Source organism: Pseudomonas sp. CFII68, from assembly GCF_000416195.1.
Lineage (GTDB): Bacteria > Pseudomonadota > Gammaproteobacteria > Pseudomonadales > Pseudomonadaceae > Aquipseudomonas > Aquipseudomonas kilonensis.
In genome coordinates this window covers 128,517-153,364 of record NZ_ATLN01000092.1, presented here as the reverse complement: position 1 = coordinate 153,364, position 24,848 = coordinate 128,517, and the positions used below count along the sequence as shown (strand labels likewise).

Sequence of the window (24,848 nt, the reverse complement as noted above, 5' to 3'; positions counted from 1 at the left end):
CACTGTTCTCGCACTTGCAGACGTTAATAGGCGACGCTGACCACGCTGGAAGTGGCCCCGGACACTCGCACGCGAACCAGGGTCTTGACCTCCAGGCCAGTGACATTGCGCACCCGCTCGACGCCGGCGTACTCGAGCTTCTCGGCCACACAGATAATCTGTTCGACATGCGCGCCTGCCCGCCGCACCGCCTCGATCAAACCGATGAGCGTGCCACCGGTGCTGATCAGATCATCGACAATCACCACCCTATCACCGGGCTCGACGCCGTTGAGGTACAACTCGCCGGAAATATACTCACAGTCGAAGCCGACCTTGACCTGCCCTTCGAGCCCCGACGGATACCAGCGCGCAATGCCAAATGGCAGGCCGCAGAGCAACGAGACCGCAGCCAGCAACACTCCGCCCTTGTCCTCCTCTCCTACAAGCTTCAACCCCGGGGAAAGCTCTGCGGCCTCGCACACTCGTTGCGCCGCCACGTGCAGCAACCGCGCCGGGGTCGCGGGTACTTGCTCGGTCAGCGAGTTAATCAGGAACTGCTTGCCGTTGACCTCCACCAGTGGCCGGTCATGGAATGCGTCGCGCAGGATATCGACTTCACCGAATGCCAACTTTTCCAGGCGTGGCTCCTGCCCCGCCGCCTCGACCGCCGAGACAAAGGCGCGCATCTTTGCGCCGTCCTTGGTGGTGGCGGTTGCCGAGACGCCGCTGCTGACATCCACCCCGTCCGGGCTCAAGGCCTCCATCAGGTGCCGCACGTTGTTCACATTCAAGCCTCCGGCGACGATCACCGGGTGGGAAAAATGACGACGCTGCAACAGCGCCCAATCGAAACGCTTTCCCGTACCACCGTCTTGCCCCTCAACATAGGTATCGAACAGATAAGCGCTCACCTGATAGCTATTGATCAGGTCGATATCCACTTCAGCGGCGACACGGAAGCCCTTGATCACTGGCTTGTCGATCTGCTGGCAATACTCATTGCTCTCATGGCCCTGCAACTGGACCATCGAAATGCCGGAGCGCTGGATCGTCTCCAGCACGAAGGGCAACGGTTCATCGACAAATACGCCGACCGTGCTGATAAACGGCGGCAGCTGATTGATGATGCTGCGCACCACGTCGGCACTGACCTGCCGCGGACTTGGCGAAAAGACAAAACCCAGCGCATTGGCTCCCGCACTCACGGCCGCCAATGCATCTTCCAACGTGGTGATGCCACAAATCTTGGTAGTTGTTTTCATAATCCCTGCCCTAAAAATCCTTGAAAAACCTGATAGGCCTTGCCGCTATCAATCGCTTCGCGAGCCATGTATGCGCCTTCCAGGAAACTCCCTGCCCTGGCGCTCAACACCAGCAACGCGCTCGCTGCGATCACCACCGCATCGCTGCGCGGTCCTCGCTCACCTTCGATGATGGCGGTGCACAGTTGCGCGTTGCGTGCTGGGTCCCCTCCGACGAGGTCCTGCATGCGGCAAGCGTCAACACCGAAATCACGCGGATGCAGGCTGAACGTCTCGACGGTGCCGTGACGGACATGCGCGACCCGGGTTTCACCGACGCAACTGACTTCATCGAGGCCATCGAGGCCATGCACCACGAAGGCTTCTTCACGACCCAGTCTTTGCAGCGTGTCGGCCATCAGCTCAAGCTGAGTGGGTCGTGCGACGCCGATCAGTTGACGCTTGACGCCCGCCGGGTGAACCAGCGGGCCCGCCAGGTTGAAGACACTGCGTACACCGATCTCACGCCTGATCTCGCCGATACGCGGCGCAAACCGATGAAAACTGGCGGTGGCCACAAACGCAAAGTTGTACGCGGCAAGGTCCGCGCGGATCTGCTGCGCGCTACTGCGTTGCTCAACATCCACGCCCAGCGCGGCAATCACATCACTGCTGCCACAACGGCTGGTGACGCTGCGGTTGCCGTGTTTCACAACCGGCACGCCCACCGCAGCGGTAACAAAGGCAGCCGTGGTGGAAATATTGAACGTACCGGCCCGGTCACCGCCCGTTCCGCCGATATCGACCGCGTTGTCGAAGCCAGTCTGCAAGGGCGTACTGCGGCTCAAAATGGCATCCACCGCCCCGGCAATCTCGTCCGCTGTTTCACCTTTGCGACTCAAGGCAACCAGCGTGGCGGCAATTTGCAGGTCGCTGAACTGGCAATTGAGAATGGCCTCGACCACGTGCCTCGTCTCCAGTCGGGTCAGATTGGCCCGCTCTTCGACCAACTGGCGAATCACCTGATGGTAATCGGCACACGGCAGCGGTTTCGCGTCCTGTACCGCACTCATGTCGGCATCTCGCAGCTGCCACGCATGTGTTGCATGACCGACGCCAGAGGTAGTACCTGGCCAAGCACGTAACCGATATGTTCCAGCGCCGCCAAATGGCGAGCCTCACTGGTCCCCGCCACGCATTCGTGCGGCACCCAGACCCGGTAGTCCAACTGCAAGGCATCCTGGGCGGTGGCACGCACGCAAACGTCCGTCGCGACGCCGGTCAGCACCAGGGTATTGACACCCAGGCCCTTGAGTAGCAAGTCTAGGTCCGTGGCGAAGAAGCCGCTGTAACGGCGCTTCACCAGGACATAATCGCTCTCGTGGGGCCGCAGTTCGTCGATGATCTCGATTCCCCGCGTCCCCTCGACGCAATGCTCGGTTTCTCCATACTCCAGTTCCAGCCCGAAATCGACCTTCTGCTTGCGGTGCGACTCGCGGGTATAGATAACCGGGATCCCCAGGGTGCGGGCCAACCCGGCCAATTCGTGGATCAGCGGCACAATGGCGCCGGCCCCCTTGCAGGCAATGGGGGCGTCTTCGTCGACAAAATCGTGCTGCATATCGATCACCAGCAACGCAATACTGTGCGTGGCGCTGGCCGTTGTGAAAGGTCGTTGCATGGTGCTCCCCCATTCCATTGAGACGAGTCAAAAATCGTTGGCGACTATCCCTGCCAGGGCGGCATAACTGTCCCGGGTAGCCGCCAGGTCATCCAGATGGTCGAAGCACATGATGTGCAATACGCCAAAACCGCCGGACTGTGCCTGCATATCCTCGATTCGCTGCCTGACTGTTTCGGCAGAACCCACGATCCAGCAATGCTGGGCGACATACTCCATCGTCACATCGCTGTCGGGCACGTCGGGGTGATGCTTGAGCAATCCCAAGGCGTTGTTACCCGCCAGCATCGGCAGGTAGTCCTCGCGGAAATAGCGGCCCATCTCACCGCCCACCGAACGACGCCAGGCCTCTTTATCGGTGTCGGCGACGAAGAATGGGCGGCTCACCCGCCACATGTCTCTTGACGGCGCAGCGCGTCCGGCCTCAAGCGCCCCGCGCTCCACCGCCGCCCAATGGGTATGCAGGTATTGGGGAGTGAAGCAAAAGCTGATGGGGATCCAGCCATTGGCACCGGCGAGTGCCAGGGTGGCGGATGAGGCCGAAAGGCCAGTCACGCCAATCGGTGGGTATGGCTGCTGGAAGGGCTTGAGGTGGTAGCCCGAACACTTGTCCATCTGGTCGGCGGGCCGCCGTACGGTCCAGTACTTGCCGCGATGCTCAAAGGGGCCTTCGCTTTCCCAAAAGCGAGTCATGATCGCGATCGACTCGGCGGTCATCTCGCGATGTGCGCCAGACTTGTGATCAATGTTGAACATTTCAAGATCGAGGTTGGTACCGCTGGCGCCGATACCGACCATGAGGCGCCCTTCGGAAATATGGTCGAGCCAACTGATGCGATGCGCCAGTTCCGCCGGGTGATGGAAAGGCAACATAAAGGCCCCGGGTGCCAGTTTGATGCGCTTGGTTTTGAGGAAGGCTTGTGCGATCAACAGGTCAGGTGAAGGACATGGTTCTGACGGCATCATGTAATGCTCGCCAATCCAGGCCTCTTCAAAACCGATGCGGTCCAGGTACTCCAGCGTGTCCAGATCGTGAAAATGGCCGTCGCGGATGGATCGATGGCGCGGATGCGCCGGCATCATAAAAGCTCCCAACTTCATCAGGTGTCCCCTTAGATCCGTCTATGGTTTTCGTACAACCCCAGAAATCCACATAAGCAATTTCTCGGCCAGCCTCGCTTCACCCACGTCCTGTCGGATGCACCCAAACGCGTGAAAGCGGCAAAACACATTGGATCCAATAAATCCATCGCGTAAAAAAACAGGCCCGACAACCCCCTGAATCGAACAGGCTTTTAAGACGCTTCGCAGCAAAAGGATACATTTAGTAACACTACCTGGAGTCGGTACGCGTACGGTAGGTGACGGGTGCAGCTCGAAGGGAGAAAGCGATGTCCCCCCCATGCCTGATATCCTTCCCAGCAGGAATCCAAGCCCAAGCGCTTCAAGGACGAAAATGAATCCACAAAACATCGTGCGCTATTGGCACGCCGTCGAGCTACTGCAACCTCAGGCGGTCCCCAAGCTGAAGAAGCGCGACAGCGACTATCAGCCCTATTTCCAGGACATCCCCGCCTCAGCCCAGATTCTGCCATGGATGCCAGCCAACCCCCTGAGCAGACAGCCCCTGCCTAACAAACGGGCATGGAGCCACACGCTCTACGCACACCTCTACGACAATCTGGATGTATCCCGCCAGTTGGAGGCGCTCTATGGCGCAGACCAAGGCTACAAGGAGCCGCAACGTCGACAGTCGGCCCTGTTTGCATTGAAATTTGAAAGCCAGGGCAGGATGGTGATCGACAGCCTGGTGTTGTCTAGCGAGGCGTGGTTTGTCGGCTGCGCCATCAACCATGAGGATTGGACTCGAGGCTTCGACGAAACCCAGAAGTTCCTTCGCGAACAGGCCAACAGCCTGCTTGGAGGTGTGGTCATGGCTGCCGACCTGGCAAGCATGACCGAGCTTATCCGCCAGACCCTCGGGCTCGATGCGTTGTTCGGCGACAAGCCGCGCGTACATCGCTTCCGCTCAGCGCCGATCAACCCGGACAAGCCCGAACAAGAAGACGATCCACTCAACAGCTTCCTGCTCAGCGATCTGGCCGACGTGGCCGATGCCCTGGCCCACGGCAAGACCAGTGACCCGCTAGCCCGTTATCTGAGCCTGCACGACCCCAGCCAGCGGCTGCATCTCGACCAGCCCCGCGCGGACCTTGCGCTAATCGATCGCCTCGCCCCCTCGCGCTACGCCGTCGGCTGCTGGCCTGCCGAACGGCACCTGGGCCTGGTGCACTCCCAGCAACTGGCGGTCAACAGTCTGCTGCAGACGTTGGGCAACGACACCGGCGTGATGGGCGTCAACGGCCCGCCAGGCACCGGGAAGACAACCCTGCTGCGCGACCTGATCGCCGCCGTGGTGACGCAGCGGGCCGATGTGTTGGCTTCGCTGAGCAAGGCCTCGGAGGCCTTCATCCAGAATGGCCGCGAATCTGCCAACGATGGCGGACGCGAGCGCTATGCTTACCAACTTGACCCGCGCCTGTTCGGCTTCGAGATGGTGGTGGCCTCCTCCAACAACGGTGCCGTCGAGAACGTAACTCTCGAGTTGCCCCAGCGCGACAAAATCGACCCGTCCTGGTTGCCCGATGCCGAATATTTCAGCGAGCTCGCCGAGCTTACCAGCGGCAGGCCTGCCTGGGGCCTGATCTCTGCAGCGTTGGGCAGCAAATCCAAGCGCACCCAGTTTGTCGAACGCTTCTTCTATGGCAAACGTCCTTCTAAAGCGACGAGATCAGAAAACGAGCCTGCGCCTCTGAACCTGGAACCTCTCGACAGCCAAGCCCCGGACGAAGACCTGTACACCGGTGAGCTCATGCTCGACAACCCGGAAGCGGACAACGAGCCGGCGCCCAAAGGCATGCGTGAGTGGCTGAACGAGCAGGCGCAGCAGATGAAGCTGCTCGCGCCCGCCGAAAAAGCTACCCTCTGGCGCGTCGCCGTCAAACAGTACCAGGCCGCCAAGGACACCGAACAGACGCTGCGTGCTCAGGTCAGCGACATCCTGGAACGGATCCGGGCCGTGATCAGTGCCAAGGCGCGGATCAGACAGAAGGAACAGGAGCGCCAGATCCGCCTGACGCAGCGCCGCAGCCTCGACGAGGAACAAACCACGCTTGAAATCCGACAGCTAACGCCCGCCCGTGAGCAACTGCAGCGTGAACTCCAAGCCCTCGAAGCGCACCTTGTACAAAAGCCCGGTTTGCTCGCCAACCTGTTCAGCCTATGGGGTGCTCATCGCACTTGGTCCGCCCGGCAACGCCTGCTCGACGGCGCCCATGCCCTGGCCCGTGAGGCCTTCGACAGCGTCCAACGCCAACTGCAGCGACTCAGCGCCCAGCTCAGCCAACTCAATCGACAATTGGCCACGGACGAACAGGAGATCAACGAAGCCATACGCCACGCCACCCTGCAAATCGACAAGGCTCGTAGCGTTGCCCAGGCCGGCCAGGCCGAACACCTGCTGATTTGGCTCGCGCAAGGCCAGCTCGGCAGAAGCAGCGAGATCGAATTGCTCGAACCCTGGATCCTCGAAGGCTGGCGCCAGGCCAGGTCAAAAGTGTTCATCGAAGCGCTCAAGCTACATCGCACCTTCTTCCAGATCGAAGCCTCGCGCCTGGGCAATAACTTGGCCTTCATCACCAGCCTGCTGACCGGAAGCCGTTATCGTGGTGTGTCCCAAGCCGTGATGCGCTCGGCCTGGGCGTCGCTGTTCATGGTGGTACCGGTGCTCAGTAGCACCTTTGCCTCGTTCGCCCGCTCCTTCGGTAGCCTCGGTTGCGGCGAGATCGGCTGGTTGCTGGTGGACGAAGCTGGCCAGGCCACCCCGCAGGCTGCGGTGGGCGCGCTATGGCGCGCGCGCCGTGCCGTACTGGTCGGTGATCCGCTGCAATTGGAGCCCATCGTCACCGTCTCCGACGCCGTGCTTGAACACATGCGCACCCGCTACCAGGTCGACGCCCACTGGCTGCCCAACCGCCAGTCCGCCCAGACGCTTGCCGACCACGCCACACCCTGGGGTCGCATGGCCGGCCCCCAAGGCCAAAAATGCTGGGTCGGCCTGCCGTTGGTGGTGCACCGGCGCTGCGACAAACCGATGTTCGACCTGGCCAACCGCATCGCCTACGACGGCGCAATGGTCTATGGCACCATTGCCCCGTCCCCAGCCAAGGAAACCCCAGCCCGCCTATCCACCGGTTGGGTGCACGCAAGCGGTCGCTCTTCCGGCAACTGGGTCGACAACGAAGGGCACGCCCTCGAACGCCTGCTGGCGTTGCTTGATGCCGACGGCGTGCCGCCCGACAGTATCGCCGTCATCACCCCCTTTCAGGACGTGCGCAACCAGCTCAAAGACCGCCTCCACGGGAAGATCGTACGTGGCACCATCCACACCATGCAGGGCAAGGAAGCCGCAGTCATCATCCTCGTCCTGGGCGGTAACAGCGAAAACGCCGGCGCTCGCAATTGGGCAGTGTCTCAACCCAACCTCCTCAATGTCGCCGCCACTCGGGCCAAGCGCCGGCTGTATGTGATCGGCGATCGCAATGACTGGAGGCAGCGTAATCTCTTCTGCAACGTCATGGACCTGCTACCCGCCCATCTCCAGATGACTGCCGATACACCCGCATGACAAAAGGCCGCCTCCAGTATTCCAGGCGGCCTGACGGTTCAAGAAGCCATTGGGTTCTACATCCAAGCAATACGGCATGCTAGCCGCCGATTCAATGGCCTGAAGCGGTACAGCAACCGGCCGATGGCGCGGATATCGTGCTTGGTGCACTCGGTCAAAGCGCCATGGGCAACCAACCTCATCCCGTTATACCAACGCCTCTTTGTAATTGTTCGGCAGTGACGTTTGCCCCGCTGCAGGTGGTGCAAACGCCGCCATTGCTCCGACCAGTTGGTCTACCTGATTGTCCAGCAGGACTTTGCCATCGGCGGTTCGGAACTGTTCGACGTGCTGAGCCTTTTGCGTACCAGCCTGGTCCGAGGATGACCATTTGGAAATCGTCACCTTGTCTGCCGTGCCGATGATACTGACCTCTAGATCCATGCCGTTTTTACGAAACCACAGCTGATCAGCGGAGATTCCGCTACCGAATTGCAGCACATCGGTATTCGTTGCAGAGTCGAAATCATCAATGACGCCCTGGCTTGCGTTGCGATCAAATTGGTAAAGGTCGTTGCCCGCGCCGCCGCGCCGCCAGTCATTGCCCATCCCGCCATCCAGGCGGTTATTGCCCCCGTTGCCCGTCAGCTGATTATTCGCGGCGTTACCGGTGGCGTTGAGTTTGATCCAGTCGGCGCGCATGAATGGGCATGATCCGTATGCTTATCTCAAAGATGTGCTGACGCGGTTGCCGACACAGCGGGCCAGTGAGATCAGGCAACTGCCACCGCATCAGTGGATGCCGGCCTGACTTACGCAAGGTGAGAGGGGTGGACGCTTACGCCCAGCGGACGGGTTTCGAAGAAACAGCGACCGGATGCTAGCTCCGGTCGCTGTCGTGAAGGGTTACGCTATGCAGGCATTAAGCGCTTTTGTATTTTTAATATTGGTCGGAGCGAACCCATTCCCCCAGGCCTACGTTCCTCCAGCCGGGTGCGACTGCACTGGATAGCGCCCCTGAACCCGTCCGTGATGTATCGATGGTTCCTATGTCGGAAAACGAAACCGTGTTGCGCTGACCTTCATAGACAGTGCTTCTCAGCACGAACGTCCCGTTCTTCTCATCGATGCTTTCCAGTATGCCTTGTACGGCCAGTGGATTCCCGCTTCCGGTGGTTGTCACGCGCCAGACGAGCAGATACCGGTCGAGTGATTGTTTGAGTTGGGCCGCCACTTGAACACGGGTGACATACTCATTGACATAAGCATCACACGCTTGCTTCACAGGGCTGGTGATATTTCTGATCTGCCGCTTCCTGTCATAGTATTCCTCATAAGGGTCTGCACTAGGCCCTTCGGAGGAATAGATGACGTCTTGGCTTGCGAGGTGATGCTCGATGTCGGCGGAGGCCATTTCGGCGGCGGCAGCATCGGCAATGGCGTCGATGCCGTTCTTGCCGGGTGCAGCCTTGGCTGCGTCATCGGTTACGGATTTGATGGCGTCGTTGATGAGGTTGTTGTCCGCATCCAGGGCCTCTTCGTAGGCGGTACAGGCTGCCTCGTAGGCGATGTAGGCAGCTTCAAGAGTTTTGTTATCTGCGCTCGCTTGAGCGGCCTCGAGTACCTTGAGGGCTTTGTCGTAGGCGACGATCGGCGCCCCCTGGTCGAGGGCGACAGTAAACACCCCCCAGACCAGTGCATACACCTGGGCATCCCGCAGCGCCCGCACCACATCAGGGTCAGTAGCAGCGTCCTTTTTTTCTGTGATGATAGCGAGGCGATTTTTTACCGCGTCGCAGGTTTTGCAGTCGCGAATACTTGAGAGCAACGCGTCCAGTTCTGTAGCCATAAAACGGACTCCTTGTCCGATCAAATTGGAAAAGCGCTGGCACTTCTGTTTGCCAGCCTGTCCATGTATAGGCCACCTTCTGAGAGGCTGCCACTGCCAGTTTGTTTTTTTCTTACAACGACTTACAGATGATTGGCCGGTAGATGGACCCGAAAGTGGACTTCGAAAACGGCACAGCGAACAGCCTGGGTTCTGCCCACCGTCCGCGCGGCACGGGGGGATCTACGAATACGATTGACTTCAATGGATTGGAATTATTTCCTGCGCTCATGGCAACAGATCGCGTAAACCTGCTTACACTCATGCAGCGTCCGCAGGCTGCCAACCAGGCTGTTGTTACGGCACTGTCCAAACAAAATAGGGTGTCCAACATCTTGCAGCCTTTGCCCTCCAACACGCATCCTTTGGTCATGCGAGCGGCCATTACCGGCGTCAGTGCTGTCACCGGGTGCCGCGAGCAAAACACCGAGGTGCGTCCTGAGTACGCTCATTCACTAGTAGTGAGTAAAAGCACGGCATTGGTCGGACAAGAAAATTAGAAGTCGACGGACGACGAAACGTTTTGATCTTAGGGAAAGGATGACCCGATGCATGACCACTTGTGGCAGATATTCAGTCGCAGTTTTGGACGATCGAAGAAGGCTTCAAAAGCAGCACCGTTGCTAAATTTACCCACAATTGCTGAGGTTGAAATCAGCAATCCGCCGTGGGTCAAATTGCAATTGGCAGGATGGGGCAATTTTCTATCAGCGCCAACAGCACGATGGCAGGGGTAGAAAAATGACCTTTTTGTTGGTAGACGATCAGCCCATCATCACCTATGCCTTGAGTGAACTGCTTAAGGACGCATTTCCCGATGCAACCCACATCGACGCGGTTGCCGATAGTCTGACAATGCTCAAATGTTTGACGAGCAAGCATTACGACTTTCTCATTCTGGATCTGATTGTGCCTGGCGCCAGACAAAGTATCGCCATGCTACGGGCTGCACTGAGTGAAGCGCCGCATCTCGGGGTGGTGGTCTTCTCGGGGAACAAGTCACCCTGCCTGGCGCTCGCTGCACTGGAACAAGGCGCTTGTGCCTACGTCTGCAAATCCAGCGGACATCACCTGATCATCGAGGCCATCCAAGCGCTCAAAGCTGGGAAGGTTTTTTGCGATCCGGCGATCGACCTTGGCAGCGCCCACAAGCATCCCTGGTATTCACTCAGCGACCTTGAGTGGCATGTGCTGCTGTCGCTGGCCCGTGGCGAACGCTTGCACCTGGTAGCTAAACGCCAGAGCCGCGACTACAAGACCATCGCCGCTCACAAATACAACGCGCTGAATAAACTCGGACTGAAGACCGGTGTCGAACTGGCGAATTATCTCGCTACGCAGGGATTGGGCTATCTACTCACCGACATGACGGTCGACTGCACGGATCCAAGCGGCGTAAAACGGCCATTACAGAACGTTTCTACGGCCAGTCGCAGGTGTTTCCACCCGTCACAGGAGCAGTAGCACTGCGGCTGTTTTTCTGCGCTTGGTGTGAAGCGCGATCGTCCCGGAACACCGGGCGATCGCAACCGCATCACCGTTACAGTGCAAAGATGTCGTAGTCTCGGCAACTCGTCAGCCTCCCCTACCAGGACCAGCGCACTCCGACGCTAACCTGCTGCTGACTCACATCGCTGCCTCCCAGGTTCGCGCCTATTACCGAAGCTGTGCCGAATACCCTCAGATCCTGAGTTACCTGGGCCTCCAGCCCCACATCCAGCGTTGCGTTCAATCCCAGGTCATGCCCAGAGAAGTTCTGCCGAGTCCCGCCCGGCAGTGTGACTTCCAGGTTTGTTGAGTTCTCCCCCAGGGTGTCCTGCAACCCTACGGCCAACCAAGGCTTCAGGGTCGCGCCGCCATCCGTCTTGACGGTCTTTTCGACGCGCACCGCAGTCCTCACTAACCCCAGTACATCGTCCTTTATATTCAGTTGCTTGCCGCTGGAGTCAGTCTTGTCGTCCCAGCGCATGTGGATGGCACTCGCTTGGAACTGCGGCTCCACTACCCATCCGTTGCTCAGGGGATATCTGTGCCCCACCTGTCCACTGAGACTCAAGATGTCGCCGCGTATCTGCTCACTGAAGCCATCGGCCGAGCGGACATGTGCATCGGGCAGCAGAACCGTCAGGCTCAGGTCGGCATAGGTGCCGCTCTGCCAATCCAGGCTTCCATAGGCGCCAAACGCCAGTGCTTCCATGTCCACATTGGATCTGCCCGCACTCACCAGACCGGTCGAACTCTCGCCTGTGGTCGAGTAATTGCCCTGCTGCTGGCCGATGAACAGACCACCACGCATGCGGTAAGCCTGCTCGTCCACAAACAGGTGGTCGTAGCCGGCATATAGCCCTGTGCTGTTGCCATCGAACTCAAACCCCGGATTCGACTCCATCGACAAGTGACTGCCGATGGTGGCCAGCCATAGCCCTTCGCAGGTGCCGAACCACTCCAGACCAATGCGCGTGCGCTCTTCCTCGCTGCGATTGCAGTAGGGGTTATCTCCACGGCCTCCCGCCATGCGGTCAAACAGCAGTCGGTTGTTATCCAGAGTCATGCTATAGCCGATATCCGGCACCACCGTATAGCCGGGAATTTCCGGCAACAGCAGATTGTCGGCCGAACTCAAATACCAGTCCGAATCGTTCTTGCCCTGAGCGAAACTCCAGGCCAGGACACTGCCGTTTAAACGCACGGTCTTGTCCGAAACGAAGCCTCCGGCGGTTGACGGATTGTCATTGGGGCTGCTGATGACTCGGATCGTTGCCCCCGGCTTGGCCTCAGTACCATCATTGGCGAAACTGACGCGAGTCGTACCGAGCACATCACCGCCTATGTCCAACCCACCAGACGTACCGGCGGAGGCAGCGACCTGCACGTCGAGGGTACCGTTACCGCTGTAGTCGCCGCTGATCGCCAGACGGTGCGATCCGACATCAATCAGGCCGTCGTTATGAACGCTTCCTCCAACATTTGCACCGGCGCGGGCGAGCAGGCGCGAAGTGCTGCCAATGGTCAATAGACCACCGTTCAGGTCGAGCGGGCTGGCCAGCGAGAAAACGCTGCTGTCGACTAATTCGACCCGCTCCCAATTGTTCAGCGCCGGAGCACCGGCACTGAAGTCCAGACCGCTGAAACTGAGGCGGTCATCGCCATCCCCCCCACCCAGACTGCGTAGACCGCTCAGATCGCCGCCGATGAAGCTGACCGAGTCATTACCGGCACCGAAGTCCAGCATGCCGCGCACAATGCCTCTCGAGGTGAAGCTATCATCTGCGGCGGTACCGGTGTAACTGCCCTGCGCGTCGAGCGTGGCACCGACGGCGACCGTCGTGTTTTGCGCCACGACGCTGCCGTTGGCGCCCACGATCAAGGTGCCGGCGAGCACATTGACCGTGATGAATTCCGACCCCAACGGGCCGTTGATGTTGAGCACGCCGACATCGGTCTTGCTCAGGGTCTCGAAGCTCTGCACCGCGCCCAGGTCAGCACTCACCGAGATGTCGGCATTGAAGACGTCAGTGCCTGCACCTGCTGCCACCGTGCCCAGGAGGTTAGTGCCGTCGTGGATGGTCAGCGTATCGTCACCATCACCCAGTGCAAAGATCCCGCCCCCGGTATCGAGTGTGCCGGCGACATCCAGCACGTCGTTGCCCGCGCCCAGATCGCCATTGCCCAGTAGCGTGCCGCCCGCACCGATCGACACCGTATTGATGCCGGCGTTGCCGGTGATCGTCACGACCGCGCCGCCGACTGCCTGCAACCTGCCGTCGACATTCAGCGTGGTGCTGTCACCCAGCATGACGGTGGGTGTATTCAACGTGCCGTCCACGTCCAGGGTGCCGGCATTGAGCGCGGCGCCACCGGAGAAGGTACTGGTGCCGACCAGGGTCGCGACGCCGATATTATCCTTGGTGAGGAATTCGAAGTGGGTTGTGTTGACGCTGTCGAATGTCATCGACGCGGCATTGTTCAACACCACCGTATCGCCGATGGCGTGGCCGCCGCCGTCAATCACGGCAGCCAGCACCGCGCCGTCGCTTAGGGTCAATGTGTCGTCACCGTCACACAGATCGATGGTGCCGCTACCACTGACGGTGCCCGACACGCTCATCGTGTCGTTGCCGGCACCGCAGCCGTAGCTGCCATCCACATTCAACGTCGCACCGCTGCCCACCACGGTGGCGAGCGTGCTGCCAGAGGTCGCCACCACGCTGGCGTTGGGACCGACATTCAGGGTACCGCCCAGCACGCTGACTTCCTGGAGATCGGTTGCGCCCGGTCCGTTGATGTTGAGCACGCCGGTCCCGGTCTTGGTCACACCTTCGAAGCTCACCAATTCGCCCAGGCTGGCGGTCAGGTTGATGTCGTAGACGCGGGTGTCCAGCCCGGCGCCGCCGTCGATCGTACCCAGCACCACAGTGGCGTCGTGTACCACGAAACTGTCGTCACCATCGCCCAGTGCAAAGGTCCCGCCCCCGGTATCGAGTGTGCCGGCGACATCCAGCACGTCGTTGCCCGCGCCCAGATCGCCACTGGCCAACAGGGTGCCGCCCGCACCGATCGACACCGTGTTGATGCCGGCGTTGCCGGTGATCGTCGCGACCGTGCCGCCGACTGCCTGCAACCTGCCGTCGACATTCAGTGTGGTGTCGTCACCCAGCGCGACGGTCGGCGTATTCAACGTGCCATCCACGTCCAGGGTGCCGGCATTGAGCGCGGTCCCGCCAGAGAAGGTACTGGTGCCGAGTAGGGTCGCGACGCCGATATTGTCCTTGGTGAGGAATTCGAAGTTGGTTGTGTAGCCGCTGTCGAATGTCATCGAAGCTGCGTTGTTCAACACGACAGTGTCGCCGGCGCCATTCGTGCCACCGTCGATGACGTTGTTCAGCACCGCGCCATCGTTGAGGGTCAGCGTGTCGTCGCCGGCGGCCAGGTCGATGCTGCCACTGCCGCTGACCATGCCGGACACGTCGAAGCTGTCGTTGCCCGCACTACCGGTGTAGCTGCCATCGACATTCAAGGTCGTGCCACTCGCCACCGTCGTGGTGACCACGCCGTTGATCGCACCGCCGGCACCGATGTCCAGCGTGCCCCCCTCCACATTGACGACAGTGAAGCTCGAACTCGTCGGCCCATCGACGTGGAGCGTGCCTGTGTTGGTCTTGGTCAGGGTCTCGAAATTGATAGCGCCGCCCAGCGTGGCGATGCCTGCGATGTCTGCCAGGAAGGTATCGGTGCCCGCCCCTCCATCCACGGCATTCGCCAAGCCCGACAGATCGGCGCCGTCCTGGACAGTGAAGGTGTCGTCGCCGTCGAGCAGGTCCACGGTGCCCGTACCGATCACCGTACCCGCTACGATCATAGTGTCGTTACCGCTCGTGCCGGTGAAACTGCCGTCCACGTTCAACGTCGCGCCGTTGCCGACCGTGGTGTCCTGCACCGATACCGTGGCGCTTGGACCGATATTCAGCGTGCCGCCGAGCACGTCGACTTGCAGCAGGTCGGTCGCGGCGGGACCGTTGATGTCGAGGGTGCCGACGCCGGTCTTCGTCACGCCTTCGAAGTTGACCAATGCGCCCAGATCGGCGGTCAGGTTGATGTCGTAGACGCGGGTGTCCAAGCCGGCACCACCGTCGATGGTGCCGATGATATTGGTGCCGTCGTGCACGATGAAGCTATCGTTGCCATCGCCCAGCGCGAAGGTTGCGCCCTGCGTATCGAGCGTGCCGACCACGTCGAGCACATCGTCGCCGACGCCCAGGTCGGCGCTGGCGAGCAACGTTCCGCCCGCCCCCACAGTCACTGTGTTAATGCCCACACTGCCGGTAATCGTTGTAGCTGTGCCACCCGCGCCCTGCAGAGAACCATCGACATTGAGCGTCGTGCTGTCGGCCAGCATCACGGTCGGCGTAGTCAGGGCACCGTCCACATCCAGCATACCGCCGTTGATGGTGGTGCCGCCGCTGAAGCTCTGTGTCCCGGTCAACGTCGCCGTGCCGGTGTTGTCCTTCTGAAGTAATTCGAAGTTGATCGTATTGCCGGCGTCGAAGCTCAATGCGTTGGCGTTGTTCAGCACGACGGTGTCGCCTGCGCCATGCGCGCCGCCGTCGATGATGTTGTTCAGCACCGCGCCGTCGTTGAGGGTCAGCATGTCGTCGCCAGCAGCCAAGTCGATGGTGCCACTGCCGCTGACCGTGCCTGACACGTCGAAACTGTCGTTGCCCACGCTGCCAGTGTAGCCGCCGTCGACATTCAAGGTCGCGCCGCTCGCCACCGTCGTGCTAACCACGCCGTTGATCGCACCGGCGGCACCGATATCCAGCGTGCCGCCGAGGACATTGACCGTGGTGAACGACGAAGACGTCGGGCCGTCGACATTGAGCGTGCCGATGTTGGTCTTGGTCAGCGTCTCGAAGTTGACCACGCTACCCAGGATCGCACTGCCGGCGATGTCGGCCAACACCGTATCCGTTCCGTTTCCGCCACTCAGCGCGTTGGCCAGACCCGACAGGTCCGCGCCGTCGTTTAGGGTCAACGTGTCGTCGCCGTCACACAGATCGATGGTGCCGCTGCCTGTCACCGCGCCGCCAACAGTCATTGTGTCGTTGCCGGTGCCGCAGCCGTAACTGCCGTCCACGTTGAGGGTGGCGCCACTTGCAACAAGGGTACTGAACGGACTACCGTCGTCGGGCCCCGCCACGATGCCATCCGGCCCGATATTCAACGTGCCCTCCAGCACGTTGACGCTCTGGATGGTAGACGGGAACAACACGCCGTCGGTATCGCCGTTGATGTTGAGGGTGCCGCTCCCGGTCTTGGTCAGGACTTCAAACTGCACCAGTGCGCCGAGATCAGCAGTCAGGTTGATATCGGCGATGGCGGTGTCGGTGCCATCGCCGCCGTAGACGACGCCATTCACCTCCCCCCCATCGTGCAGAGTGAATAAATCGTCGCCGTCGCCCAGCGAGAGCACGCCGCTGAAGTTGCTGCCATTCGTGTTGAGTTCACCGAACACGTCCAGCACGTCGTTGCCGCCCGCCAAGTCGCCTGTCGCGAACAGCAAGCCACCAGCCCCGATCGTTACCGTGTTGACGTCATCGTCACCTAAGATGACCGCTTCGGCGCCATTGAAGCCTCGTACTACGCCGTCAACGTTGAGGGTCGTGCCGCCGAGCAGAAGCATATTCGACGTCTCCAGCGTGCCGTCTACATCCAGCGTACCTGCCATCACATTGACGCTGTTGAAACCCTGGGCTCCGATCAGGGTCGCAATTCCCGTGTTTTCCTTCTGCAGGAGCTCGAAGTTGGTCGTGTTACCAGCGTCGAATGTAAAGGCGTTGGCGTTGTTCAGCACGACGGTGTCGCCTGCGGTGATGGAGTTGCCGCCGCTGACGACGTTGCTCAGTACCGCGCCGTCGTTGAGGGTCAGCGTGTCATCGCCGTCACACAGGTCGATGGTGCCGGTGCCCGACACCGTGCCGGACACTGTCATGGAATCGTCGCCATCGCCGCAACCATAGCTGCCGTCGACGTTCAAGGTGGCGCCGCTGCCAACCAAGGTGCTGAGCGTGCTGCCCAGGGTCGCCGTTACGCTGCCGGCGGGCCCGATGTTCAACGTACCACCCAGCACGCTGACTTCCTGCAGATCGGTCGCGCCGGGGCCGTTGAGGTTGAGAGTGCCGGTTCCGGTCTTGGTCACGCCTTCGAAGCTGACCAACTGGCCCAGGTCGACGGTCAGATTGATGTCGTAGACGCGGGTATCCACGCCAGCGCCACCGTCGATGGTGCCGATGACATCAGTGCCGTCGTGCACCGTGAAGGTGTCGTCGCCATCGCCCAGCGCGAAGGTTCCGCCCTGCGTGTCGAGCGTGCCAACCACGTCGAGCACATCGTCGCTGGCCCCGAGGTCGCCGGTCGCGACCAGCGTGCCATTGACCGCCACCGTATTGATGCCGGCGCTGCCAGTAATCGTCGCCGCCGTACCGCCCGCGCCCTGCAGCGAACCATCGACATTGAGCGTCGTATTATCGGCAAGCGTCACCGTTGGCGTAGTCATTGCACCGTCCACATCCAGCGTGCCGCCATTGATCGCGGTGCCGCCGCTGAAGCTCTGTGTCCCGGTCAGCGTCGCCGTGCCGGTGTTGTCCTTCTGCAGGAATTCGAAGTTGACGATGTTGTCGCCGTCGAGGGCAAGTGCACCGGCGTTGTTCAACACGACCGTGTCGCCTGCGCCATGCGCGCCACCGTCGAGTGGATTGGCCAGCCCACTCAGGTCAGCGCCGTCGTTCAAGGTCAGTACGTCGTCGCCGCCGAGCAGGTTGATCGTGCCCGTGCCATTGACCGTGCCCGACACGGTGAATGTGTCGTTGCCTGCGGTGCCTTGGTACGTCCCGTCCACGGTCATGGTCGCGCCCGAGGACACCACGGTGGTTTGCGGATCGACGATCGTCCCCGCGGCGATGTTCAGCGTCCCGCCCTGCACCAGCACCGTATCGAACTGCGAAGTCACCAGACCGTTGATATTGAGCGTGCCGACATTGGATTTGATCAAGGTTTCGAAATTGACCGCGCCCCCCAGGGCCGCAGTGGTGGCGATGTCAGCCGTCAGCGTATCGATGCCGAGGCCACCGTTGATCGCGGTCGTCAGACCGCTTAGATCCGCGCCATCCTGCAGCGTTAACTGATCGTCGCCATTGAGCATGTCGACGGTGCCTGCCCCCGCTACATTGCCTGCAACGGTGAGGCTGTCAGAACTTGTGGTGAAACCCAGGCTGCCGTTGACGTTCAGCACCGCGCCGCTGGCGACCATCGCGTCGGATACGCCGGTAAAGCCGGCAGCGGCATTGATGTCCAACATGCCGGCCAGCACGTTGACGGTCGTGAAGTCCGAACCTGTCGGGCCATTGAAGTTGAGTGCGCCGACGCCGGTCTTGGTCAGGGTTTCAAACCCTTGCACTGCGCCCACGTCTGCGCTGGTACTGATATCAGTGGCGAAAGTATCGGTGCCCGCACCCGCCGTCACGGCGCCGATGATGTGGGTGCCGTCGTGGATGTTCAGCGTGTCATCGCCGCCGCCGAGTGCGAAAGTACCACCGCCGGTGTCGAGCGTGCCCGCCACGTCCAGGACATCGTTGCCGCCATCCAGATCGCCACTGGCGACCAGGTTGCCGCCAGCCCCCACCGTCAAGGTATTCGCGCCGGCACTGCCGGTGAGCGTGGCCGCTGCTCCACCAACACCCTGCAGCGAGCCATCGACATTGAGCGTCACATTGTCGGCCAGACTCACCGATGGCGTTTCCAGCGCACCCACCACATTCAGCCCGCCGCCGTTGATCGTGGCACCGACACTGACGCTTGTACTGCCGGTCAGGGTGGTGACGCCGCTGTTCTGCTTGAGCAGGCTTTCGAAACCTGCGGTCGCGCCGCCGTTGAAAGTCAGCGCCAAGGCATTGTCGAGCAGCAACTGGTCGTTGCCGGTTCCGGCGTTGATGCCCACGCCGCTGATCGTGGCGCCGTCACGCAGGGTCAAGGTTTCGTCCCCCGCGCCCAGATCGAGCGCGGCGCCACCGGTGTTGAGCGTACCCGCGAGGATGACGTTGTCGGTGCCGTCGCCAAGGCTACCGTTTGCTTGCAGCGTTGCGCCGCTGTTGATGTTGATTGTGTTGGCGCCGGCGCTGCCAGTGAGGATGGCGGTCGTCCCGCTCATGCCCCGCACCGTGCCATCCACGTTCAAGGTGGTGGCGTCCGTCATCGAAAGGGTCGGAGTATCGAGCGTGCCGTTCACATTCAACGTGCCACCGTTGAGTGCAGTACCGGCGCTGTAACTCTGGTTGCCGGTCAGGGCCAGCATGCCCGCGTTCAGCTTGGTCAGTTGCTCGAAGCCACTGAAACCGCCGAAGGTTCTCGCCAGCGCGTTGTTGATCACCAGGCTGTCGGTGATGCCGGCACCCGCGTCGATACCGGCACCGTTGATCACTCCGTCATTGATGGTCAGGGTGTCGTTGCCAGCACCCAGGTTCAACACCGCGGCACCCGTATCCAGTGTGCCCGTCACGTTGAGGGCATCACTGCCATCGTCCAAGTCGCCGTTAACGCGCAGGGTCGCACCGCTGTTGACGTTGATCGTGCTGGCGCCTGCGTCGCCGGTGATCACGGCAGTCGTTCCGCCCGCTGCCTGCACGGTGCCGTCTACGTTGAGGGTGGAGGTACCACTCATGGCGGTGGAGCCGGTGTTCAGCACACCATTCACGTCCAGTGTGCCCGCGCTCACCATGGTGGCGCCGATGCTGTTGTCCGCGGTCAGCGTGGTGGTGCCGGTGCCGATTTGAGCAAAAGTGCCCGGACCGCTCAGGGTGGCATTGAAGATGACCGTGTCACTGCGGTTCATCGACAACCTTGAGGTCGCCGCATCGACGATCACGTTGCCGGTGCCGAGATTGCCCGACGTGTTGCCGTCGCCGATCGTCAGGTTGCCGTCGTTGATGACGGTGTTGCCGGTGTACGTGTTATTGCCGGTCAGGGCCCAGGAGCCGCTGCCGTTCTTGGCCAGCGTGGTGATACCGGTACCGCTGTTGCCGATCACACCGGCCACGGTGTTGCTGTCGGTGTTGGTGCCGCCCAGGGCGACGGTGCGCGCCAAGTTCGGACTCAATAGCCCGATCGTGCCGGTATTGGTGAAGTTGACCGCGCCCGTACCCGACGATTCGAGGAACGAAACGCCGCTCGCCAGCGTGAACAGTCGATTGCTGCTGTCGCCCACACCGGTGTAGCGCAGGGTCGAGCCGTTGCCGATCACCAGATTGGAGGCCGCACTGGATGCTGCACCGATACCGCTGGCCGCGCCGCCATTGCTGAGTTTGCTGACCCCAAGCACGCCGCCGCTGATGGTGGTGACACCGGTGTAGTCGCTGTTATTGTTGGTCAGTATCCAGGTGCCGGTGCCGGTCTTGGTCAGCGAGCTGACGCCCGCGCCGTTGTTGTCGAGCTGCGCCGACAGCGTGTTGTTGCCGGTGTTGGTACCGTTGAGCGTCAACGTGCGCGCGACGCCGGCGCCGGTCAACGCAATGGCGCCGACGCTGGTCAGGTTCCATGCTCCTGTGCCCGAGGAATCCAGCGTGCCACCGCCCGCGCCGAGCGTGAACAGGCGGTCGCTGCTTTGGCCCGCGCCGCCGTACGACAGGGTGGCACCACCGTTGATGACCAGATTGCTTGCGGCCGCGCTGCTGGCTCCGGTACCACTGTTGTCGCCGCCATCGGCCACGCAGTCGACGGCCAGGGTGCCGCCGTTGATGGTAGTGGTGCCGGTGTAGCCGTTGTTGCATCCGGTCATTCGCTGGGTCTGCGCGCCGTTCTTGACCAGGTTGCCGGTGCCATTGATGTTACCTGCATAGGCAACGCCAGCTGTATTGTTGCCGGTGTTGATCGTCAGCGTCTGCCCGCCCAGGTTGATGTTGCCGCCCGTGGTGCCGCCACCTTGCAACCAGGTGAACGACGGATTGAAACCGTTCGCATCCAGCGTGGCGCCAGCCACGTTACCCATGTTCAGGTAGCCGTTGCCAAAGGCCGTGGCTGAGCCGGCGCGCAGGATGCCGGCCTGATCAACCACCGTACCGCCGGTATACGTATTGTTGCCGGACAGCACCACCGTGCCGGGCCCTCTCTTGTACAGGGTGCCGGCGCCGCCCACCGCCCCACTGATGCCCAGGGTGGTCGCCGAATTGGTGACGTTAAGCACGCCAAACCCGCTCTGTATTGTGAGTCCGTGATCGATGTTGACGCTGCCACCGGTGTAATTGAGAGAACCGCTATTGAACAGTAGGTTGGAAGCAGCGCCAGTCGCTGCGCCAATACCGCTTGCCTGCCCGCCATTGGCCAGACAATCGACGGTAATCTGGCTGCTGCTGTTGATGGCGGTGGCGCCAGTGTAGGTATTGTTGCAACCGGACATGACCTGAACGCCACCAGCCTGCGTGTAGCCGCCGCTACCACTGATGACTCCGCCATAGCTCCCGCCGGCGAGCGCCGTTAGTGTGGCGGAGCCCAGGTTTACGTTGCCAAGACCCTGGAGCGCCCCGATCGAGGTGTTGAAACCATTGAGATCCGCCGTGGCTCCGCTCGCCACGCTCAGGTTGTTGTTTGTGCTGCCAAAAGCCGTGGTAGACCCTGCGCGCAGCGTGCCGGCAGTGACCGAGGTACCGCCTGAGTAGGTATTGGTGCCGGAGAGCACCAGGGTGCCCGCCCCGTCCTTGCGAAAACCATCATCACCCACTGCCGTGCCACTGATGGTCAAGGTGGTGGCCGCATTGCTGACGCCAACGGCACCTACGCTGCCGCCAGCACCGGGGGTGCCGACGGTGAAACCACGATCAGTGCTGGTCGTACCACCGAGGTAATCGAGTGTGCCGCCATTGAGGATGAGATTGCCCGAGGCATTGCTGGACGCACCGATGCCGCTGACCTGGCCGCCATTGGCCAGAGTGTTGACCGCCAGCGTGCCGCCGGAGACGGCGGTGATGCCGGTGTAGTCGTTGCCCGCGTTGCCCAGCGTCAGCGTGCCGGCGCCGGTCTTGGTGAAATTGGCGCCATCGGTGCTGGTGACCAGGCCGTTGAAACTCAGGTTGCTGGCGGCACTGGTGACCTCGACGGTACTGCCCAGGATCGAGCCGGATTTGGCGATGGTGAAACCGCGGTCGCTGGTCGTCGTAAGGCCGGTGTAGCGCAGTGTGCTGCCTCCCAGGAACAGGTTGGACGACGCCGCAGACGAGGCGCCGATGCCGCTCGCCGTACCGCCGTTGGTGATGTTGCCGACCGAGAGGATCCCCTGCGACACGGTAGTGGCACCGGTGTGGGTGTTGTTGGCATTAGTCAACGTGACCAGCCCAGTACCGGCCTTGGTGAAGCCAATGCTGCCGCCGTTGTCGACGATCTGGGACGCGATGGTAAAGTTGCCGGTGCCGTTCTGCTGGATGCCCAGCACACCACCGCCAGAGGTACCGGTGAGCGAACCTCCCGTGATTGTCTGATTATTGGCCCCGACCGACGGCGCAACGATGATGGTGCCATCCACACCTAGGGTATTACCGGCGCCCACGGTCACGGTGGAGTTGGCTGCCGCGGTGTACTGCAAGCCACCGATCTGCTTGCTGCCGCTCACCGTGCCGGAATAGGGCGAGCTCGCAGTGCCACCGGCATCGCTGAGGATCTCGTTGTTCAGCCAGGTGGAAGCATTGTCCTTGTTGACATAGTCCGCCGTGGTGAAGGCAAGGATGTTGCCACCGACCACTTTGGTGTAATTGGTGCCATTGACCGTGGCCCAACCGCCCAGAGTGCTATTGGTGGTGGTGATGTTGCCGCTGCCCGGCAGGTTGAAGTTGACCAGGCCACTGGTGCGGGTGATCGCCCCCAGGTTGAGCGCCATGCTACCGCCGGTGCCGGATGTCGCGCCGATCGTGTTGTTGCCTCCGGTGACGGAGAGACCGTTGAACGTCTGCGTATTGGCCTCGCCAGCAGCACCGATCGCATTGAGCACCCCGCCGCCCATGTTCAGGGTCGAGGCGCTGGAAATGATGTTGCTGGTGGGTGCGGTGGCTGCACCGTAGTCCAACCGCAGCGTGCCGCCGTTGATCGTGGTCGCACCCGTATAGGTGTTGGTCCCAGTGAGGGTCTGCGTGCTGGCTCCGGTCTTGACGAGGCCACCGCTGCCGGTGACGTTGCCGGCGTAGGCTGTACTGATACCCGCAGCATCGTTCAGGGTCAGCGTCCCCGATCCCAGGTCGACGGTGCCGCCCGTACCGGCCAACGAGCGTACCGTGATGTTCAGATCGTTGAGGTCCAGCGTACCACCGCTGTTCACGGCGACCCCACTGGTTGCTCCAAAGGCCGTGGTGCTGCCGGCGCGGAGCGTGCCGCCATTGACCGTGGTGCTGCCGGTGTAGGTATTGGCGCCACTGACCACCCAGGTGGAGGCGCCGCTCTTGGCCAGGCCGCCCGTACCAGAAATGACGCCCGAGAAGAGGTTGTCGGTACCCACGTAACTGCCGCCGAGCGTGCCGGTGTTGGTGAGTGCCAAGGTGCCGCTGAGCGCAAGCGCGCCGGTGCCGTCGTTGTTGATCGCGCCGCCGTTTAGCCCCCATGTCCGATTGCTGCTGTCGCCAGCGCCGGTGTAGGTCACGGCGCCATTGGTGATGCCGATGCCACTCGCCCCCGTGCCGGTGCCAAAGGAACTGGCGGTGCCGATGTCCTTGAACGAACCGGCCCGCACGGTTACACCGTTGATGCCGGTGGCGGTCGTATACGTATTGACGTTGCCAAGCGTGATGGTTCTTCCGGCGCTACCGGTATAGGAGACCAACCCATTGCCTGAAATGATGCCCAGCAATGACATGTCGGCCGAATTGGCATTGAAGTTAGTGCCATAGGTGCTACCACCGGCCACGACCATGTTGCCGGTCAGTGTCAACGCGCCCGTCCCAATGTTGCGGAAGGTGAGCGGCGCCACGGTGCCCGCGGCGTTGAGTTGCCAGTTGCGGTTGGAACTGCTGCCACTACCGGTATAACTCAGTGTTGCACCAACGCCACCGCCGGACCCAAGCGTGATGGTGCCATTGGCCACCGTCGTTGCCGCACCCAGGGAACTGGCCACGCCCAGATCGGCGATGGAGTTGAACGAAAAGCTACCGCCATTCCCATTGCCGAAAATGGTCGCCCCGGTATAGGTGCTAGCGGCGTTGGTGAGGCTGACACCGCTATTGAGCCTGAGTCCGCCTGCGCCGGTGAAGCGGGCCGAACCCACGCCGGCGCCGCTCAGCAGGACGCTGCCGCTGGTGAGGGTGATGTTCCGGCTCGTTGCGAGGGCACCTGTACTGCTCAAGCTTGTGCCGCCGGCGATGGTGACGCCGTTGCTCGCCGCCCCCAGCGCGGAATCGCCGTTGAGGGCCAGGCCGCCGGTATTGACCACGACACCACCACTGAAGGTGTTGGCACCGTTGAGACTGAGGGTACCGGCCCCCGCCTTGGTCAGACCCGCGCTGCCAGCCAGGATCGAACCGATGGTGGAGGCGCCAGTGACGGTGATGGTGGGCGTGATCCCCCCCAGGGTCAGGGTGCTGCCGTTGAGCGTGTAACCGGTGCTCTGGAAGGTGAGGTTATGTACGGTGATCGGCGTGCCCAGGGTCACGGTGCCGGCGGTGCCGCCGAAGAAGGCGTCGTCCAGGGCGGCGTTGTTCCAGGCGCTATAGGGGCCGCTGACACCGTCGTTGTTGGGACTCCAGAAAGCGCCGGAAAGACTCCAGGTGCCTGTACCACCCGAGCCCAGTGTCGTGCCGTTGGTATCCCAATACCGATCGGCTGCCTGCAGCAGCGAGCTGAACGCCAAGCCCACAGACAGCAACAAGA

Annotated in this window: 10 protein-coding genes and 1 pseudogene; 4 read left to right on the top strand and 7 right to left on the bottom strand. The window is 61.5% G+C overall.

Features of this window, described 5'->3' with window-relative positions; all coding sequences use genetic code 11:
* Window positions 1-23: 23 nt before the first annotated feature.
* The 4 genes from CFII68_RS27715 to CFII68_RS12100 are packed head-to-tail and all read right to left on the bottom strand — an operon-like array spanning window position 24 to window position 3,987.
* Window positions 24-1,244: a phosphoribosylanthranilate isomerase gene (locus CFII68_RS27715; protein ID WP_018608123.1), complete on the bottom strand. Its 1,221-nt coding sequence runs from the start codon at window positions 1,242-1,244 to the stop codon at window positions 24-26.
* Window positions 1,241-2,296 (bottom strand): anthranilate phosphoribosyltransferase, encoded by a 1,056-nt coding sequence (gene trpD, locus CFII68_RS12090; protein ID WP_018608121.1) that lies wholly within the window; start codon window positions 2,294-2,296, stop codon window positions 1,241-1,243. Before trpD ends, CFII68_RS27715 begins: the two co-directional genes overlap by 4 nt.
* On the bottom strand, window positions 2,293-2,904 hold the full coding sequence (locus tag CFII68_RS12095; protein ID WP_018608119.1) for a cysteine hydrolase family protein: 612 nt from the start codon (window positions 2,902-2,904) through the stop codon (window positions 2,293-2,295). The genes trpD and CFII68_RS12095 overlap by 4 nt, the downstream gene beginning before the upstream one ends.
* A gap of 27 nt (window positions 2,905-2,931) precedes the next feature.
* Window positions 2,932-3,987 (bottom strand): LLM class flavin-dependent oxidoreductase, encoded by a 1,056-nt coding sequence (locus tag CFII68_RS12100; protein WP_159439824.1) that lies wholly within the window; start codon window positions 3,985-3,987, stop codon window positions 2,932-2,934.
* A 373-nt stretch (window positions 3,988-4,360) separates the two neighbouring features.
* On the opposite strand from CFII68_RS12100, the gene CFII68_RS12105 reads away from it, so the two are divergent.
* Window positions 4,361-7,591, top strand: coding sequence for an ATP-binding protein (locus CFII68_RS12105; RefSeq protein ID WP_018608115.1), 3,231 nt, complete (start codon window positions 4,361-4,363; stop codon window positions 7,589-7,591).
* A gap of 186 nt (window positions 7,592-7,777) precedes the next feature.
* Here CFII68_RS12105 and CFII68_RS12110 read toward each other — a convergent pair whose 3' ends face one another.
* Window positions 7,778-8,272: a calcium-binding protein gene (locus tag CFII68_RS12110; RefSeq protein WP_018608113.1), complete on the bottom strand. Its 495-nt coding sequence runs from the start codon at window positions 8,270-8,272 to the stop codon at window positions 7,778-7,780.
* Between CFII68_RS12110 and CFII68_RS26870 the strand changes: the two are divergent.
* Window positions 8,247-8,381 (top strand): annotated as a pseudogene (locus CFII68_RS26870) (transposase domain-containing protein); the annotation flags it as partial. The gene CFII68_RS12110 and the pseudogene CFII68_RS26870 overlap by 26 nt on opposite strands.
* Before the next feature lie 129 nt (window positions 8,382-8,510).
* Here CFII68_RS26870 and CFII68_RS26320 read toward each other — a convergent pair.
* Window positions 8,511-9,419: a hypothetical protein gene (locus CFII68_RS26320; RefSeq protein WP_018608109.1), complete on the bottom strand. Its 909-nt coding sequence runs from the start codon at window positions 9,417-9,419 to the stop codon at window positions 8,511-8,513.
* A gap of 155 nt (window positions 9,420-9,574) precedes the next feature.
* Between CFII68_RS26320 and CFII68_RS27500 the strand changes: the two genes are divergently transcribed.
* The gene (locus tag CFII68_RS27500) at window positions 9,575-9,958 is read left to right on the top strand and encodes a hypothetical protein (RefSeq protein WP_156886098.1); all 384 of its coding nucleotides are present in this window, start codon (window positions 9,575-9,577) and stop codon (window positions 9,956-9,958) included.
* Between the two features lie 241 nt (window positions 9,959-10,199).
* Window positions 10,200-10,922, top strand: a complete 723-nt coding sequence (locus tag CFII68_RS12115; protein ID WP_018608105.1) for a response regulator transcription factor — start codon at window positions 10,200-10,202, stop codon at window positions 10,920-10,922.
* A gap of 121 nt (window positions 10,923-11,043) precedes the next feature.
* On the opposite strand, the gene CFII68_RS12120 is transcribed toward CFII68_RS12115, so the two are convergent.
* Entirely contained in the window at window positions 11,044-24,846 is a 13,803-nt protein-coding gene (locus CFII68_RS12120; RefSeq protein ID WP_018608103.1) for an autotransporter-associated beta strand repeat-containing protein, read from the bottom strand.
* Window positions 24,847-24,848 lie beyond the last annotated feature (2 nt).

Coding starts and splice junctions, on each gene's coding strand:
- CFII68_RS12115 (WP_018608105.1), top strand. CDS start 10,200: ATGACCTTTTTGTTGGTAGACGATCAGCCCATCATCACCTATGCCTTG.
- CFII68_RS12110 (WP_018608113.1), bottom strand. CDS start 8,272: ATGCGCGCCGACTGGATCAAACTCAACGCCACCGGTAACGCCGCGAAT.
- CFII68_RS27715 (WP_018608123.1), bottom strand. CDS start 1,244: ATGAAAACAACTACCAAGATTTGTGGCATCACCACGTTGGAAGATGCA.
- CFII68_RS26320 (WP_018608109.1), bottom strand. CDS start 9,419: ATGGCTACAGAACTGGACGCGTTGCTCTCAAGTATTCGCGACTGCAAA.
- CFII68_RS12095 (WP_018608119.1), bottom strand. CDS start 2,904: ATGCAACGACCTTTCACAACGGCCAGCGCCACGCACAGTATTGCGTTG.
- trpD (WP_018608121.1), bottom strand. CDS start 2,296: ATGAGTGCGGTACAGGACGCGAAACCGCTGCCGTGTGCCGATTACCAT.
- CFII68_RS12105 (WP_018608115.1), top strand. CDS start 4,361: ATGAATCCACAAAACATCGTGCGCTATTGGCACGCCGTCGAGCTACTG.
- CFII68_RS12100 (WP_159439824.1), bottom strand. CDS start 3,987: ATGATGCCGGCGCATCCGCGCCATCGATCCATCCGCGACGGCCATTTT.